The organism is Sphingopyxis sp. EU05-FHT14B03, assembly GCF_058790875.1.
The window spans coordinates 267,282-283,769 of the sequence record NZ_JBYTDC010000004.1 but is presented as its reverse complement, the minus strand read 5'-3'; the positions used below and the strand labels follow the sequence as shown (position 1 = coordinate 283,769).

Below are 16,488 nucleotides of genomic sequence, written 5' to 3'. Positions count from 1 at the left end.
ATGATGATCGGGAGAGATAGTGATGAAGACATGGCTTCTGGGGGGCACGCTCGTTGGCGCTGCCCTGGCACTGGCGGCATGCGATGCGTCGAACAGCAATAGCGCGTCGGGCGCTTCGCTTGACGAGGCGGAAAAGGCCAGCGAGGCCCTGCTCAAGACCGGCGGCAACGGCGATAACTGGGCCGGCATCGGCTACAGCTACGACGAACAGCGCTTCAGCCCGCTCACCGACGTCAACGACAAGAATGTCGGCGAGCTCGGTATCGCCTGGTTCGCCGACCTCGAGGACGCACGCGGGCAGGAGGCGACCCCGGTCGTCGTCGACGGTATCCTCTATGTCAGCCACGCTTGGTCGAAGGTCGATGCGTGGGACGCCGCGACCGGCAAGAAGCTCTGGTCTTTCGATCCCAAGGTGCCGGGCGAACGCGCGGTCAGCGCCTGCTGCGACGTCGTCAACCGCGGCGTCGCCGTCTGGGGCGACAAACTCTTTGTCGGCGCGCTCGACGGCCGCCTGATCGCGCTCGACAAGAAGACCGGCAAGGAGCTGTGGTCGACGCAGACCTTCGACACCTCGAAGCCCTATACGATCACCGGCGCCCCGCGTGTCGTGAAGGACATGGTGCTGATCGGCAACGGCGGCGCCGAGTTCGGGGTGCGCGGCTATGTCACCGCCTATGATGCCGACACAGGCAAGGAGCGCTGGCGCTTCTACACGGCGCCCAACCCCAAGAAGGAAAAGGACGGCGCGGCGTCGGACGATATCTTCGCGAGCAAGGCCAACGCCACCTGGTCCGACAAGGGCGAGTGGCAGACCTCGGGCGGCGGCGGCACCGTGTGGGACGCGATCGTTTACGACAAGGACCTCGACCAGATCTATCTCGGCGTCGGGAACGGCAATCCGTGGAACCATGGCACGCGCTCGAATGGCGAAGGCGACAACTGGTTCCTCTCCTCGGTCGTCGCGCTCGACGCGACGACTGGCAAATATAAATGGCACTATCAGGAAACACCGGGCGAGACCTGGGACTATACCGCGACCCAGCCGATCATTCTCGCCGAGCAGGCGGTGAACGGCAAACCGACGAAAGTGCTGTACCACGCGCCGAAGAACGGCTTTTTCTTCACGATCGACCGCACCAACGGCAAGCTGATCGATGCCAAGCCCTTCGTCGACGGAATCAACTGGGCGAGCGGCTACGACATGACGACCGGTCGCCCGATCGAGAAGCCCGAGGCGCGCTTCTACAAGACGGGCAAGCCCTTCATCGCAATCCCGGGGGCGATGGGCGCGCATAGTTGGCATCCGATGAGCTTCAACCCCGTGACCGGGCTCGTCTACATCCCGGCGCAGCAGGTACCGCAAGGCTATCTCAACGAGATGGACGCGCTCGACAAACGCCAGGCGCTCGGGTTCAATGTCGGCACCTCGCTCAACAAGACGCTGCTTCCCGACGACAAGGCCGCTTTCAAGGCGGCGATCGCGGCGACCACCGGCCGCCTCGTCGCCTTCGATCCGCGCGCGGGGAAGATCGCCTGGTCGGTGCCCTATCCGTCGGCATGGAACGGCGGCACGATGACCACCGCGGGCAACCTTGTCTTCCAGGGCACGAGCACCGGCCGTTTCCGCGCCTATGCCGCCGATACCGGCAAGCAGCTGCTCGATCTCGACATGCAGTCGGGGATCATCGGAGGGCCCTCGACGTTCCGCGTCGGTGGGGTGCAATATATCGCCTTCCAGACCGGCAAGGGCGGGGTATTCCCGCTGGCTGCGGGGGTGGCCGGCGGCGTCACACGTAAGGTGCCGAACATTCCGCGCCTGGTGGTGCTCAAGATCGGCGGCACGGCGAAGTTTCCCGGATTGCCTGCGTCGACGGTGCTCGCGTGGAACCCGCCGCCGCAATTCGGCACCCCCGCACAGATCGCGGCGGGTAAGGCGCATTTCGGCCGCTATTGTTTCGTCTGTCACGGCGACAGCGCGATCGGCAACGGCTTCACCCCCGATCTCCGTGTGTCGGGCGCGCTCGCCAACCCCGATGCGTGGAAGTCGGTGATCCTCGATGGCGCGCTCAAGGACCGCGGCATGGTGAGCTTCGCCAAGGTGCTGACCCCAGCCGATGTCGAGGCGATCCGCGCCTATGTCACCGAGCGGTCGAACTGGACCAAGGCCAATCTGCCGAACGAGACGGCACCGGTCGGCCGCTGAGATTCAGGCCGGGGAAGCGAATCTTTCCCCGGCTCCCGCAAACAAGACGTGCGGCCGCCAAGCCGCGCGTGTGGAGAGTTGAATGCTGGGTTTGATGCAAGACCTGCCGCTTATGGTGGGCCAGTTTCTCGAACATGCCGCCAAGTGGCACGGTGATCGCGAGGTCGTATCGCGCGATGCGCGGGGCCATGTCGAACGCACCACCTATGCCGCCTTGCTCGCCGATGCGAAGCGTGTGTCCGATGCTCTGGCCGCCGAAGGGATCGGGCGTGGCGACCGGGTTGCAACGCTTGGCTGGAACAGCGCGCGCCACCTTGCCGCATGGTATGGTGCAGCCGGGATGGGCGCGGTGCTTCACACGCTCAACCCTCGGCTGTTTCTGGAGCAAATCGCCTATATCGTGAACCATGCCGCCGATCGGCTGCTGCTGGCCGATCCCGGGACGGTCGAGCTGGTCGAGGCGCTGCTGCCCCAGACACCCTTGATACGGAAAGTGGTCCTTCTTTGCGACCGCGCATCGTTGCCCGAGACCAGCTTCGATGCCATGGCCTTCGACGACTGGATCGCGGAGCATGCAAGCGACTATATGTGGGGCGGGTTCGATGAGAACACCGCGTGCGGCCTTTGCTATACGAGCGGCACGACGGGCAATCCCAAGGGCGTGCTCTATTCACACCGCTCCAACTATATCCACGCCTTGATGACGCTGCAGCGCGACGCGCTTGCGCTGTCCGCGCGCGATACGATGCTGCTGGTCGTCCCCATGTATCATGTCAACGCATGGAGCGTCGTCTACTCGGCGCCCGCAGTCGGCGCGAAGCTCGTGCTTCCTGGGCAGCAACTCGACGGGGAATCGATCTACCGGCTGATCGAGGAGGAAGGAGTTACTGTATCGTCGGGCGTCCCGACCGTATGGCAGATGCTGCTGCAATATATGCAGGAAAACGGGAAACGCTTCACCACCCTCGAGCGCGTGACGATCGGCGGATCGGCCTGCCCCGAGTCGCTGATCCGCACCTTCCGCGACGATTATGGCGTCGACGTCATCCAGGGCTGGGGCATGACCGAAACCTCCTCGGTCGGTACGATGTCGGTACCGAGCGGCGCCGTCGCCGCCCTCCCCGAGGAAGAGCAGATGACGTACAGGCTGAAACAGGGCCGGCTGCTCTGTGGGCTCGACATGAAGCTCGTCGATGATGCCGGCAATCGCTTGCCGCACGACGGCCGGACGCCGGGGCGCCTCATGATCAAGGGGCCGACGATCGCGCGCGGCTATTTCGGCGGTGAGGGCGGCGACGTACTCGACGATGAGGGGTTTTTCGACACCGGGGATGTTAGCACGATCGATGCCGAAGGCTATATGCAGATCACCGACCGCGCCAAGGATGTCGTGAAGTCGGGCGGCGAGTGGATCAGTTCGATCGAGATCGAGAATATCGCTGTCGGACACGAAGCGGTGGCGCTGGCCGCAGTCGTCGGCGTCGCGCATCCGCGCTGGGACGAGCGGCCCATCCTGCTCTGCCAGTTGAAGCCGGGCGCCGGCACCGATGCCGCATCGATCCGTGCGTGGCTCGACGGCAAGATCGCCAAATGGTGGATGCCCGACGACATCATCTTCGTCGATGAAATTCCGCTGGGGGCGACCGGCAAGATCGACAAGAAGGCGATCCGCGCGGGCCTGGCGGACTATCAGCTTCCCTTCGAGGCTGCCCGCTGACCCTCGCACCGCGACGCCTGCGCCGCGTGGCGCATAATAAGGAGGATGGCCTGTCATGACCGAATTCAAGCTTCTCATCGATGGCGCGCTCGTTGACGGCGACGCGACGCTTGAGGTGATCAATCCGGCGACCGAGGACATGCTTGCGACCTGCGCGCGCGCCTCGAAGGCGCAGCTCGACGCGGCCGTCGCGGCCGCGGCCGCCGCCTTTCCGCCGTGGAGTGCGCAGCCGATCGACGAGCGGAGGGCGGTGCTGCTCGCGATCGCCGATGCGATTGATGCGCATGCTCACGATCTGGCGCGGCTGCTCGTCCAGGAGCAGGGCAAACCCTTGCCCGAGGCACAGTTCGAAATTGGCGGCGCCGCCGCTTTCTTCCGTTATTTCGCGGGGCTCGATCTCGCTCCCAGGGTGGTGAGCGATGATGAGACCGGACGTGTCGAAGTTCATCGCCGGCCGCTCGGCGTCGTCGGCTGCATCATCCCGTGGAATTTTCCGGTCATCCTGATGGCGTTCAAGCTGCCTGCGGCGCTGCTCGCCGGCAACACGGTGATCGTGAAGCCGGCACCGACGACGCCCCTGACCGCGCTGCGGATCGGCAAGATTATCAAGGACATCGTCCCGCGGGGGGTGGTGAACATCATCGCCGATGCCAACGACCTCGGCAGCGAGATGACGAGGCATCCCGGAATTCGCAAGATCAGCTTTACCGGTTCGACCGAGACCGGACGCAAGGTCATGGCGGGCGCCGCCGATGCGCTGAAGCGCATTTCGCTCGAGCTCGGCGGCAACGACGCCCTCATCATCCTCGACGATGTCGATCCGAGGGAGGTTGCGCCGCAGGTGCTTGCGGCCGCGATGCAGAACGCCGGGCAGGTGTGCATCGCCGCGAAGCGCATCTATGTGCCCGATAGCCTTTACGAGGAGATGTGCGACGAGATCGCGCGGCTTGCCGGAGAAATGATCGTCGGTGACGGGCTCGAGCAGGGCGTCCAGATGGGGCCGCTCCAGAACCGCCAGCAGTTCGAGAAAGTGCTCGGCTTCATCGAGAGCGCGAAAGCCGAGGGCCGGGTGATCGCGGGCGGGGCACGCAAGGGAGAGAAGGGCTTTTTCGTCGAGCCGACCGTGGTTCGCGATATCAGCGACGGCGCGAGACTCGTCGACAAGGAGCAGTTCGGACCGGTGATGCCGCTTATCCGATATAGCGACGCCGAAGACGCCGTGCGACGCGCCAACGCGTCGGAATACGGCCTTGGCGGGTCGGTCTGGGCGCGCGATCGCGAAAGGGCGTGGGACATTGCCGGGCGAATCGAGTCCGGAACCGTCTGGGTGAACAAGCATGCCGATCTCCAGCCGCACCTGCCGTTTGGCGGCGCGAAATTCTCGGGCATCGGATCCGAACTCGGTGAGGAGGGGCTGCGCGAGTTCACGCAGGTCCAGGTGCTGAACATGGCACCCTAGCAGCGGGTGGCAGCCCCTCATCTGATCGTTGGATGGAGATAATTCATGACCTTCAAGGCTGATCTGACCGGCAAGACGGCGTTGGTGACGGGTTCCGCGCGCGGTCTGGGAACGCAGTTCGCCCGGACGCTCGCGGCATCGGGGGCGCGGGTGATCCTCGCCGGCCGTTCTCTAGCGTCGGTGGAAAAGCTTGCGAACGAGATCAGGGCGGGCGGTGGCAGCTGTGAACTGGCCGAAATAGACGTCGGCAGCACCGCCTCGATTACGGCCGCCGGAGATGCGTTGCGGCGAGCGGATATCCTCGTCAACAATGCCGGGGTCGCATGGTATGGACCAACCTCCGAGCAGACCGAGGCGGATTGGGACTCCGTGATCGATATCAACCTCAAGGGCCTGTTCACCTGCTGCCAGATCGCTGCGACGGGCATGCAGGAGCGCGGCGGCGGTTCGATCATCAATATCGCGTCGGTCTTCGGTCTTCGGCAGGGCAAGCACCTGCTTGCCTACTGCACGTCGAAGGCCGCCGTCATCCAGCTGACCAAAACACTGGCTCTCGAATGGGCGCCGCTCGGAATCCGGGTCAATGCGATCGCACCAGGCCATTTCCTGACCGACATGAATGCCGGAATAGAGGAGAGCGACGAGGGGAAGGCGCTGATCAACCGGATTCCTCAGCAGCGCCTCGGAACCGTAGAGGAACTGGACGGGCCGCTTCTTCTTCTCGCGTCCGACGCGTCGAGCTATATGACCGGAAGCGTGATCGTGGTCGACGGCGGGCAAATCGTCTCCAACCTTTAGATGTCGGCTCCCGGGGGCTGGCGGATTGACTGCGGCTTCGGCCCGAAGCGGCCTTTCTATGCCGACATTGTCGCCACCCGCAGGCGAGATCCTGCGCTACCCTCGAACGCCCGGCGCTTGTCACGATTGCCGTTCAGGCTCCGCGGCGGACCTTTCGGTTAACGCGGCTGTCGAGGATATGGGCGCCACGGAGCAACGACTTCATGGCGAGCCATTGGAAGGGCTCGGGAAGGGTCGATGGCGATTTATGTTGTAGCGCCTCGAAATAGGGATGCGCTGTTCCGGTGATATGTTCCGCGAGCAAGTGACCGACGAAGGACTGGGTTCCGATGCCGTGCCCCGAGCATCCCGCGGTATATCTGATATTCTCATGATCGCCGGTCAAACCGACCACCGGGAGCCCGTCGTAGGCAAAGCTGATATATCCGCTCCAGCTTGACCGAATTGCAACGTCACGCATCGTCGGGAGCCGGTCGTAGAGCCCGATAGCGAGATCCCGGTACGCTCTGTTGTCCGCCACGTTCGGCGTCGATGACCCATAGGCATAATACAACCGCTTCGTTGTGACGACGAGGCTATTGTGCGCGGTCAGGCGATAGCTCTCCATCACGAGGTGTTGTGTCGTGACGCCTTCGCGGTTCGGCCAGCCGAGACTGGCAAGTTGCGCTTCGGTCAAAGGCTCGGTCTCGATCGCCGAGACACGCAGCGGAACGACCTTGTCTCGCAGCAGGCCCAGCTGCGGGGTATAGGCATTGGACGCAAGGACGAGCTGCGGCGCATGGGCACTGCCGTGTGGTGTCTTGCAGACGATCGTCCGGCCTGCCGCGAACGACAGGACCGGGGTATTTTCATAGATTTTTACCCCCAACGAAAGCGCGGCGCGCCGAAGCCCCGCTATATATTTGCCGGGGTGGAGCGTCCCGCCGCCGGGCGTCGCATAGCCGAAGAGGAACGCTGGCGGAATGCCGCGGGCGCGCATCGCGGCCTCGTCGAGATATTCGGCCGGAGCGCCGAGTTCGATCCCCAGTTCCATGTTCGCGCGAAGCAGCCTTTCCTGCGACGGATGGACTCCCGCGCGGATCAATCCGGAATTCACATAGTCGCAATCGATCCCGTAGCGATCGAGCTTCTGTTCGACATAGGAGACGCCGTCCTCGAAATAGCGGACGATTTTCGAGACCTGTTCGCGCCCGACCTTTTTCATGAAGAGATGATAGTCGAGGCCCTGACCGCCTGCGAGATAACCGGCGTTGCGCCCGCTCGCTCCAAATCCCGCGAATTCCCGCTCCAGCAGGACGACCTTGATGCCCCGCGCGGCGAGTTCGAGAGCCGTCGAAAGACCGGCGAAGCCGCCGCCGATGACGATGACGTCTGCGCTGGCCTGGCCTTCCAGCGGCGGCTGCGGGTCGCTGGGCCTCTCGATCCATCCGCCGATCGGGCGGTACACCTGGGACGCGCGGGCAATTCGCGCTTCGAGATCGGTACGACCGCTCATTGCATCGACTCCGTCGACAACAGATGCGAGGCAAGCAGCAGCCGGTTGGTACCTGTGGCTGCGGCGTCGAGGCGCTGTGTCTCCCTTCCTCCGAGACCGCGCCGCCTGTGGAGCAACCGATGCCCAATTTGCAGCGTGCGGCACCGCGGTCGTGCGAAAGGCGGAGAAATTGGACCCGCTGAAACTTGCCCGAACTGCATGGCTTCCATCCTCTCGAATTGACGGATAGAATTTAGATATCGTCCGCTTTCTAAAAAGCATGAAAGGCGCCGGAACGCAACATGCGAGCATGGCTCTGCCAGTAAGGGCCCGTTCAGGGCGCGGGCTTTCGAGAGGCCGTGCGATTACCATGACGCACGACGAAGATGGTCTTCGATCCGGCCACATGGCATCGAACGCTTCGGGGGATTTGGGTGGCCGCGCGAAACCTTGGGTCCCGTGGCGATGGTTCGCTTCGATCTGCGTTCTCGCTAGAGCGCCGATCCCTTCGCGAGAAGGGTTCGGAAATAATGCATCATTACGGCATTCTGACGATCGGCCCCAAAGCTGTCGGGGCTTACGGTCCCGTGCACGGCGATGCCGTCGAAAAGGCAGAGCAATGTGTCGGCTGTCAGTTGGGGATCAAGGTCATCGCGGAAAATTCCCCGCTCGATCATCGAGCGGACGGTCCTTTCCCATATTTCGCGCCACCGGGTGAAATCCTGCGCATAGGCTTCGGCCTTTTCGGGCTGCGGAAAAATATAGGCGAGAAAGGCGAAGAAGACCTTCCAGCTATCGAGATTGCTTTCTGCATGGGGAAGGGTGGTCGTGAGCGCATCGACCAGGTCGTCGACTTGTGCATCGGGAGAGAAGACGCCGACATATTTCCCGTGCCGCGTCGCATGAAGCGCAAGGTCCAGTATTTCTTCCTTGTTCAGGAAATGGTGGGTGAGCACTCCGGTCGTCGTCCCGAGCTCGCGCGCTATTGCGCGCATCGACGCCTTGTCGAACCCCTCGCGGGCAATCAGCCGGCGTGCGGCATCGCGCACCGCGAGCCGGCGTTCATCGGACGAAGTGATATCGCGCGGCGGGGGTAGCTGGGAAGAATTGGCCATCGATTGTAAAGGTCTCCAGGGCGGTATTGATCGATCCTAGGGTGCTGGCGCGCGGACACCCAGCTTTAATTCGCCGTCATGCAATCGACCGACACCGGCCGCCCGAAAAGTCGGGGGAGCCCCGCGCAGTGGCGACCGCCCGGTTTTTGCCGTGAGCGCCGCGCGCTCGATCGACGTGTCGCCAAACCGAGGCATGTCGATCGGTCGCGGAAACACCTCGTGAGCGTCTTGTCGCCACCGTGACATTAATTTAGAAGACATGCGTATGAATAAAATGAAGGCGTCGATTTCGCGGCAATGTTGTGCCTCGCCTCGAGCTTTCGCATCGATCGGCCCTGCACTCCGAATTTTACCGATGGAAGGTCGATCATGGTAGACGTCGGCGGGCATCCGAGGCAGGCCGAGCTGGAAGCGGCTCTCGCGGCACATCTCGACCAGGCGCGCGCGCGGCGCTGTGCATCGAAGGAGCATGCGATCGCGGTGCAGATACTGTGCGCGCTCGGCCGTCATGGCGAAGCTGCCGCGCTGCTCGAGCAGCTCGCTGCAATGCCGGCCGGAACCGCCGAGGACGGTGAAGCGCTGGGTTTTGCCGCGTTCGCGGCAGGCGCGCACCAGCTGTCGCGCGACTGCTATGCCAGGGTGGTCGACGCGCGGCCGGACGATCCGCTCGCCTGGTATAATCTGGCAGCCGGGGAGCGGACGATCGGCCGGCTCGACGCGGCGGAAGCAGCCTGCGACCAGGCGCTGCGTCTGTCGCCGGGGGCGTATGAGGCCGCGCTGCTCCGGTCGGTACTTCGTACCCAGACCGTGGATCGCAATCATGTCGATGCCTTGCGAGCCATGCTGGAACGGGCTCCGGGCCCGCCGGCAATCGTCTCTTTGCACTTTGCGCTGGGGAAGGAATATGACGATCTTGGCGACTATGACGCCGCCTTCGACCATTTCGCGAGCGGCGCGAAGGTGCGGCGCCAAACGCTCAGCTATGATGTTGCCGACGACGTTGCGAAGTTGCGACGGATCATCGAGAGCTTCGATGCCGGACGCCTTGCGCTGGCGCCCGAGCTGACACCTCCGGCCTATGGCTTCATCGTCGGGCTGCCGCGCTCGGGCACAACGATGATCGAACGTATCCTGACCGGAAGTCCGCGCGCGCGGAGCAATGGCGAAACCGATAATCTGCTCGGTGCGCTGGGCGAAGGTGCGGCGGCGACCGGGGCCGATGTCTTCGAGCGCGTCGCCGGAGCGAATTGCGCGCGCGTGCTGGCGGGCTATGCGCGGCGCGCGGGCTCGCCCGCTGCAGGTGACATCATCCTCGAAAAGCTGCCGTTCAACTATCTCTATGCCGGTGCTGTCCGGCTCACCTTGCCTTGCGCCCGAACCCTGCTCGTCAATCGTGCGCCCGCCGATAATCTGTTCGCCATGTATTCGACGCTCTTCGGCAGTGCGTATCCGTTCAGCTATTCGTTCGGCGATCTTGCAGCCTATTATTTCGCCTACAGCGAGCTGCTCGATCATTGGCGAAAGGTGCTGGGACCGCAATTGCTGGAAGTCGCCTATGAGGATGTCGTCAGCGAGCCGGAAAGGAACGGCCGCAAGATCGCCGGGCACATGGGTATCGCATGGGACGATGCGATGGTGCGGATCGAAAGGAACAGGACAGCGTCCGCTACCGCCAGCGCGGCCCAGATTCGTCGCCCGATCTACCGGACGGCCGCGGGCCGGTGGCGCAACTATGAGCGGCATCTGCGGCCTTTGTTCGACCTGCTGGAGGCTGGAGGTATCGATCCGTTTCGTACACGGAACAGCCCGGAGGATAGATAGAACGGCGCGCGTTCGACGCGCGCCGTTCGTAAGGCAGCTGCCAGGTTGCGCCCTTGCCCGCCGTAACCCCCGAGGCGGTCGTGGCAGCATTTGCGATTACCAGTTTTTGCTCAGGCGAATACCGACTTCGCGCGGGCGCGAGACCGAATAGGCATTGCCCCAGTTCCCCAGCGTCGCGATCGAGTTGAGGGTGCGCAGGTTAGCCGCATAGACCGCGCGCTTGTCGAGCAGGTTCGTGCCGTAAAGCTCGATGTTCCAGTCATCGATCGCATAGCCGATGCTGCCATTGAACATGATGTAGCCCGGTTGCTTGCTGGCAGGCGCGTTGGTGCTCTGGCTCTTGAGCTGGTTCCACGTGCCGCTGCGGAAATCGAAGCCCAGATTATAGGTCATTTCCCCCTTTCCGGCCGCGTGCGTATAGGTCAGCGACCCTGCGCCGCTCCAGTCGGGCGCCCCCGGCAACTGGTCGCCCTTGACGCCTTGAATGGCATTGGGAACTTCGCTGCCGGCTCCGTCGCCGGCGGGAAGACCGAAGTCCTTGCTCAGCCGTGCCCGCGCATAGGCGAGACCCAGGTTGAAGCTCAGCCCGTCCATCACCGGTCCCGAAAGCTCCATCTCGAACCCCTTGGATTCGGCCGACGAACCGTTCACCACCGCCGGGAAGAGGTTGTAAGGGGTCTGCAGGTCGATCTGCGGATTCTTCCAGTCGACGTAGAAGGCGCTCAGCGAATAATAGATGCGCGCCATCGATCCCTTGATGCCGACCTCGAAATTGTTGGTGCGGTCGGGTTTGTAAACCACAAGTTGTTCAGGCTCGAAGATGATCGGATTGCTTGCCGGAGTCGAGAAAGTGTTCGTCCCGCCGCGACGGAAGCCCTGCGAAAAGGTTGCATAGACCTGTCCGTTCCCGCCGAGCTTGTACGAGGTGTTCACCTTGAAGATCTGATCGGTCCCCTTGGTGGAACTCGCAGAATTGACGGTCTGCACACCGACGCCGTCGACCTCGGGTGAACCGGGAGGCGCGAACAGGGTGCTGAGCAGATTCTGGTTGGACGAGAATTTCTGCTTGAAGACGCGGGCCCCGCCGGTGACCGACCAGGCATCGGTGAGATGGAGAGTGACGTCGCCGAAGAAGGACACTTCGCGGAACCGCTGCGAGGTGACCTGGCTGTAGGCGAGCCCGTCGCTGAGCGTCGGGATATAGGTTGCGTCCGGTTCGCCGAAAAAGCCGTGATAGATCGGCGTCCGGCTTCCACCCGCCGCGAAGCTCTGCTCGCTGGCGCCAGGCGCATAGACGAAGAGGTCGATCTTGCGCCGCTGCTGTTGCAGGAACACGCCGGCGGTATAGTCGATGAAGCCGCCTTCCTTCGAAACGATCCGCAATTCTTCAGTCCACGACCGGTCGCGGTCGTTGTTGGCGACCGGAATGACGGCCCGCGGATTGGCGGGCGCGCCGGTGTAGAAGAAGCCATAAGGCGAGCCGAGCAGGCTGACGGTCGAGTCGTTGGACGAACGCCCGCGGGTTTTGCCATAGGCAACGGTTGCCGAGACGGTGGCGAAGCCAAGGTCGTAGCTCGCATCGAGCGACGCGAGTTCGGTCTGCCGCTTCCAGGGTTCGAGCATCGGGATCGACCGCTCATATTCGCCCGTGGGCTCGAGCTGGATGCGGGGATCGAGCGGCGAGGCACCGCCTTCGAAGCTGTCATTGTCGATATTGCCGCCGACGCCCTTCGACTTGGCGAAATTATAGGCAATTCCTACCGAAAAGTCGTCGGTCGGCTCCCAGCGGATCGCGGCACGCGCGAAGGTCGTGTCGGCGTAATTATAGTCCTTCTTGTTGAAGTAGACGCCGGGGCTGTTCGCCACATCGGTCGAATCGGCGAGAACCGGCGCGCCGTTGATATAGCTGTCGCCCTGGCGCTTCAGCACGTCGCGCGCATCGATGAAGCCGCCCTGGCGCTCCTGTCGCGCGACAAGGCGGATCGCAATCGTGTCGCCGACGGGCAGGTTCACGATGCCGCCGAAGGCATAGGAGGGGTCTTTAGAGTGAGAAAGCTTGCCGACCGAGCCGGTCACCGATCCGCTGACTTCGCCGAGCTTGGGATCGGTCGGGACCACGCGGACCGCACCCGATAGCGAGCCGGCACCATAAAGCGTGCCCTGCGGACCGCGCAGGACTTCCACCCGCGAAAGATCGTAGAGCGGCAGCGAGCCGGTGACGGGCGCGTTGCCGAGGTAGAAGCCGACGGGCGACTGGAAATAGCGCGCGGCGTTCGAGGTCGTCTGCGAGGCGTTCAGGCCGCGGATGATCGGGATCTGGGCCGCCGCCGTCCGCGCGCCGGCATCGATGATGTTGAAGTTGGGAACCTGCCGCGTCAGCGACGCGACGCTGCTGATGTTGGCGCGCTCGAGTTGCTCGCCGCCGTAGGCCGAAATGTTGAACGGCAGGTCGGTCACCCGTTCTTCGCGGCGGCTCGCGGTCACGATGATGTCGCCGTCGCCCGATGGTTCGGACGCCTGCTCTGCGTCCTGCGCCATGGCCGGGGCAGCATACAGGACGGCCGTCAGGGCCATCATGCAACCGGTCGTACCGAGGATTGCCTTGCGACGGCGCGTCGCGAACGCGTGCTGTTTGATCACCGTTATTCTCCCTCTATCGATGCTTCCATCATGTCCCGCCTGAGGAGTGTCACGGACTGCCGAACAGGTTTTCGTGACGGACGTTCTGTTTTATCTGTCGCGCTCTTCGCAGATAAAATGACGATTGTCATTATGTTATTTATTCGTGGTTGGTCCTCACGCCTGGAACGGCTTGCTTGGATGCACGCACGCGATGAAGGAATGGAAGATCAAGTAATTGTATTTGGTAATTATATTCTGATTTCGTTGCCCAAGCGTTATCATCACTCCGGGCATGATGGCTGTCCGTGACTGGCGGCCAGCAACGACGGGCCGGCGGGGCGACTCGGCGATAGGGAGCCGAAGCCATTCTTCCGGAATTTCGCGCGTCCGCTGGAGCATGGAATGAAGGAGCGGGTCGGCGCAATCGGGCGGCCGGACCAGCCGGATGATCGGGGGCATCAGCCAGCGCGGTTCGCTACCCGGGACGGAGTCCGCCTCTTCGACCCGGACTCCGTCCCTTAAGGCGCGGCCGCTTCGCTACTGGAGACCGATACTCGCGGGCTGGCATCGCCATCGCTTCGCTTGGAAGAAAATACCGTCCGTGGCGGCTGTTCCTCCGCCACCTCGCCGCCGTTCCGAGAATCGATCGCTTCCCGGTTGATTTTTACATAACGCTTGTTATTCAGCTTCCGGATTCGCGCGGTTACAGGCTTGAGCGCGATTTTCGGCGCCGTGCGAACGGCATGAATGGGAGGCGGATTTCATGCGCATCGCTGTCCTGAAAGAGCTCGCCGAAGGCGAGGCCCGCGTCGCTGCGACCCCCGAAACCGTGAAGAAATTCATCGGGCTGGGCGCCGAGCTTGCCATCGAAACGGGAGCGGGCGAGGCTGCCTCGATCGCCGACGCCGACTATGCCGCTGCGGGCGCGAACGTCGGCAGCCGCGCCGGGGTGCTGAAGGGCGCGAACATCATTCTCGGCGTTCAGGGACCCGATCCCGAGAGCCTGTCGGGCTTCGCCGACGGCGCCTGGCTGGCGGCGGGGCTCAACCCGTTCGGCGAGCGCGCGCGCGTCGATGCCTATGCCAAGCTGGGGATCGAGGCGCTGGCGATGGAATTCATGCCGCGCATTACGCGCGCGCAATCGATGGACATCCTGTCGAGCCAGGCGAATCTCGCGGGTTACAAGGCGGCGCTGATGGCAGCGAACGCTTACGGCCGCGCCTTTCCGATGATGATGACCGCCGCGGGCACGGTGAGTGCGGCGAAGGTGTTCGTGATGGGCGTCGGCGTCGCCGGGCTTCAGGCGATCGCGACCGCGCGCCGTCGGGGCGCGCAGGTCAGCGCAACCGACGTGCGCGCCGCGACCAAGGAGCAGATACTTTCGCTCGGCGCCAAGCCGATCTTCGTCGAGAAGGTCGCGGGGATCGAGGGCGAGGGCGCGGGCGGCTATGCCACCGAAATGTCCGACGAATATAAGGCGGCGCAGGCCGAACTCGTCTCGTCGCACATCGCCAAGCAGGACATCGTCATCACCACCGCGCTGATCCCGGGGCGCCCCGCGTCGCGGCTCATCAGCGACGCGCAGCTCGCGACGATGCGCTCGGGCAGCGTGATCGTCGACATGGCCGCTGAAAGCGGCGGCAATGTCGAGGGCTCGGTCTCCGGCGAGACGAAGAAGATCCATGGCGTCACGGTGATCGGCGCGAGGAATATCGCCGCGCTGATGCCCGCCGACACGAGCGCGCTGGTCGCGCTGCAGCCATCGGACAGCCATATGGGTCTTGGCAATCGGGTGCTGGCTTAATATCTTGATGCTTCAAAAGCTTGGTTGGCCGATCGGGGCGACCAGGAGGAAAACCGACTCTCAATTCGAACCTGCATCACGAGACCTTCAAGGCACACGTAAACCAGCCAGGCAACCGGACCAGTCATCGCGGGCAATCCATAGCTTTCCGGGGAGAAACGCAACGACAAACCCGCCATTCGACAAGCTGTCCGAACGGCAGCGTATCTATCTCCGGCATGTCTTCCAACACCGCACGTCGGACGAGATCGCGCATCTTGAGGGCGTCAGTGCACGCGCTGTGGATAAGCAATTGCTCCTCGCGAAAGATACGCTCGGTGCCACCAGCCGTTTCGAAGCCGCCCGCATTTTTGCCGAGTTCGAGGCAGGGGTAGAAAGATTCTACCCTGCAAGCATTGCACCTTCCCGCCCCGAGTTTTGGCCGCTTCCAATGCCCGTGCCGACCAAGCGGGCGGCGTTGAACATCCTGTCGTGGCGACAGGTTCTTGCGTGGGGAATGATCATCGCGATCGCCACCCCTATCGCATTCACCGTCGCCGCAATGGTGATCATTGCCTTCTCGCTTCTCGTTGGCGTCAACCCGCAATGAACGGCGCGCATGCGCCATCGGAGAGGCATATGGAAAAGCTGGTAAACACGAGCAGGATCATCGCAACCGAGCTTCGTCAAGCCGAACGGTCGATCAATCTTGCCCAGCGCGACGTCGCGCAGTTCCTGTTGACGACGCTGGACGCCACCGAGGCGCATAAGCTCTCGCCGGCCATGGCGCATCGCACGGTGCGTGCGACGGTCGGGGCGCTGGCGGCCCTGACGGAGGGGCAGGGGCAGATGGTCATCCGCGCGCATTCCAGTACCGAGCGGGTAGGACGCGACCTTGGCCTCGACGTGACGGCATGGGGCGCGGGCGCGCCGAAGCCGGTCATTGCCGCAGCGACGGAAGGCGAGTTCCCGTGAGGCTGGCGCGATCGCGCCGATGAGTTTGGGATGGTTCCTCGCGTCGATGTACAATGTCGTGCTGCTAGCAGTATGTGGTTATGCATTGGCGCGCGGAGGCCGACCGGAGCGCGTGGGCGCAGCGATCAACCTGCTGGCGTCGTTCGCAACGACGGCTTTGAGGCTGCTCGATCCCCACTATTTTGCTCCGGCTGAAGCCATAGTGCTCGGAATCGATGTCGTCGTTGCAGCGGGATTTTTCTGGCTGGCGATCGTCACCGTGCGATTCTGGCCGATCTGGGCCTTCGGATTCGCTTTGGCCAATCTCTTCACCAGTCTCGCCGGCGCATGGATTCCGGGAGCTCCGCTCTTCGCTTATCTCACAGGTCTCGGGCTTTACGCTTATCTCTCGCTTGGCGTCCTGTTCATGGGCACGCTTCGCCTGCCGGCGGATGCCGATAGAGCGAAGCGGCGAGGATCGCGGGTCCAAGGCCGTCCGAGGGAAGGGTCCGCCAAGCTCTGACGGTTCGTTGGGGCTCATC

At 63.3% G+C, this 16,488-nt stretch carries 12 protein-coding genes and 1 pseudogene; 10 read left to right on the top strand and 3 right to left on the bottom strand.

Features of this window, described 5'->3' with window-relative positions:
* The first annotated feature begins 22 nt into the window (after nt 1–22).
* The 4 genes from AC3WS4_RS22745 to AC3WS4_RS22730 all read left to right on the top strand — a co-directional run bounded on the left by AC3WS4_RS22745 (nt 23) and on the right by AC3WS4_RS22730 (nt 6,177).
* Nucleotides 23–2,203, top strand: coding sequence for a PQQ-dependent dehydrogenase, methanol/ethanol family (locus AC3WS4_RS22745; RefSeq protein ID WP_492740545.1), 2,181 nt, complete (start codon nt 23–25; stop codon nt 2,201–2,203).
* 82 nt (nt 2,204–2,285) lie between these two features.
* On the top strand, nt 2,286–3,920 hold the full coding sequence (locus AC3WS4_RS22740) for a long-chain-fatty-acid--CoA ligase (protein WP_492740543.1): 1,635 nt from the start codon (nt 2,286–2,288) through the stop codon (nt 3,918–3,920).
* A 55-nt stretch (nt 3,921–3,975) separates the two neighbouring features.
* Complete coding sequence (locus AC3WS4_RS22735; RefSeq protein WP_492740542.1) at nt 3,976–5,379, top strand: aldehyde dehydrogenase family protein; 1,404 nt, start codon at nt 3,976–3,978, stop codon at nt 5,377–5,379.
* A gap of 45 nt (nt 5,380–5,424) precedes the next feature.
* Complete coding sequence (locus AC3WS4_RS22730; RefSeq protein ID WP_492740540.1) at nt 5,425–6,177, top strand: SDR family NAD(P)-dependent oxidoreductase; 753 nt, start codon at nt 5,425–5,427, stop codon at nt 6,175–6,177.
* Nucleotides 6,178–6,310: 133 nt separating this feature from the next.
* Here AC3WS4_RS22730 and AC3WS4_RS22725 read toward each other — a convergent pair whose 3' ends face one another.
* Together AC3WS4_RS22725 and AC3WS4_RS22720 are read right to left on the bottom strand one after the other, a co-directional pair.
* A complete protein-coding gene (locus AC3WS4_RS22725) occupies nt 6,311–8,023 on the bottom strand; it encodes an NAD(P)/FAD-dependent oxidoreductase (RefSeq protein ID WP_492743004.1) in 1,713 nt (570 codons plus the stop codon).
* A gap of 119 nt (nt 8,024–8,142) precedes the next feature.
* Nucleotides 8,143–8,766 carry a TetR/AcrR family transcriptional regulator gene (locus AC3WS4_RS22720; protein WP_492740538.1) on the bottom strand — a complete coding sequence of 208 codons (624 nt, stop codon included), beginning with the start codon at nt 8,764–8,766 and terminating at the stop codon, nt 8,143–8,145.
* Nucleotides 8,767–9,135: 369 nt separating this feature from the next.
* Here AC3WS4_RS22720 and AC3WS4_RS22715 point away from each other — a divergent pair, with 369 nt between their 5' ends.
* Nucleotides 9,136–10,587 carry a sulfotransferase family protein gene (locus AC3WS4_RS22715; RefSeq protein ID WP_492740537.1) on the top strand — a complete coding sequence of 484 codons (1,452 nt, stop codon included), beginning with the start codon at nt 9,136–9,138 and terminating at the stop codon, nt 10,585–10,587.
* Nucleotides 10,588–10,683: 96 nt separating this feature from the next.
* Here the strand turns inward: AC3WS4_RS22715 and AC3WS4_RS22710 are convergent, their stop codons facing one another.
* A complete protein-coding gene (locus AC3WS4_RS22710; protein ID WP_492743003.1) occupies nt 10,684–13,125 on the bottom strand; it encodes a TonB-dependent receptor in 2,442 nt (813 codons plus the stop codon).
* Between the two features lie 87 nt (nt 13,126–13,212).
* Here AC3WS4_RS22710 and AC3WS4_RS22705 point away from each other — a divergent pair, with 87 nt between their 5' ends.
* From AC3WS4_RS22705 to AC3WS4_RS22685, 5 genes and pseudogenes are all read left to right on the top strand, one after another.
* Nucleotides 13,213–13,518 (top strand): hypothetical protein, encoded by a 306-nt coding sequence (locus AC3WS4_RS22705; protein WP_492740535.1) that lies wholly within the window; start codon nt 13,213–13,215, stop codon nt 13,516–13,518.
* A 454-nt stretch (nt 13,519–13,972) separates the two neighbouring features.
* Nucleotides 13,973–14,956 (top strand): annotated as a pseudogene (locus tag AC3WS4_RS22700) (NAD(P) transhydrogenase subunit alpha); the annotation flags it as partial.
* Between the two features lie 64 nt (nt 14,957–15,020).
* Nucleotides 15,021–15,602 carry a helix-turn-helix transcriptional regulator gene (locus AC3WS4_RS22695; RefSeq protein WP_492743001.1) on the top strand — a complete coding sequence of 194 codons (582 nt, stop codon included), beginning with the start codon at nt 15,021–15,023 and terminating at the stop codon, nt 15,600–15,602.
* A gap of 29 nt (nt 15,603–15,631) precedes the next feature.
* Nucleotides 15,632–15,967, top strand: a complete 336-nt coding sequence (locus AC3WS4_RS22690) for a hypothetical protein (RefSeq protein ID WP_492740532.1) — start codon at nt 15,632–15,634, stop codon at nt 15,965–15,967.
* A 46-nt stretch (nt 15,968–16,013) separates the two neighbouring features.
* Nucleotides 16,014–16,469 (top strand): hypothetical protein, encoded by a 456-nt coding sequence (locus AC3WS4_RS22685; protein ID WP_492742999.1) that lies wholly within the window; start codon nt 16,014–16,016, stop codon nt 16,467–16,469.
* Nucleotides 16,470–16,488: the final 19 nt, after the last annotated feature.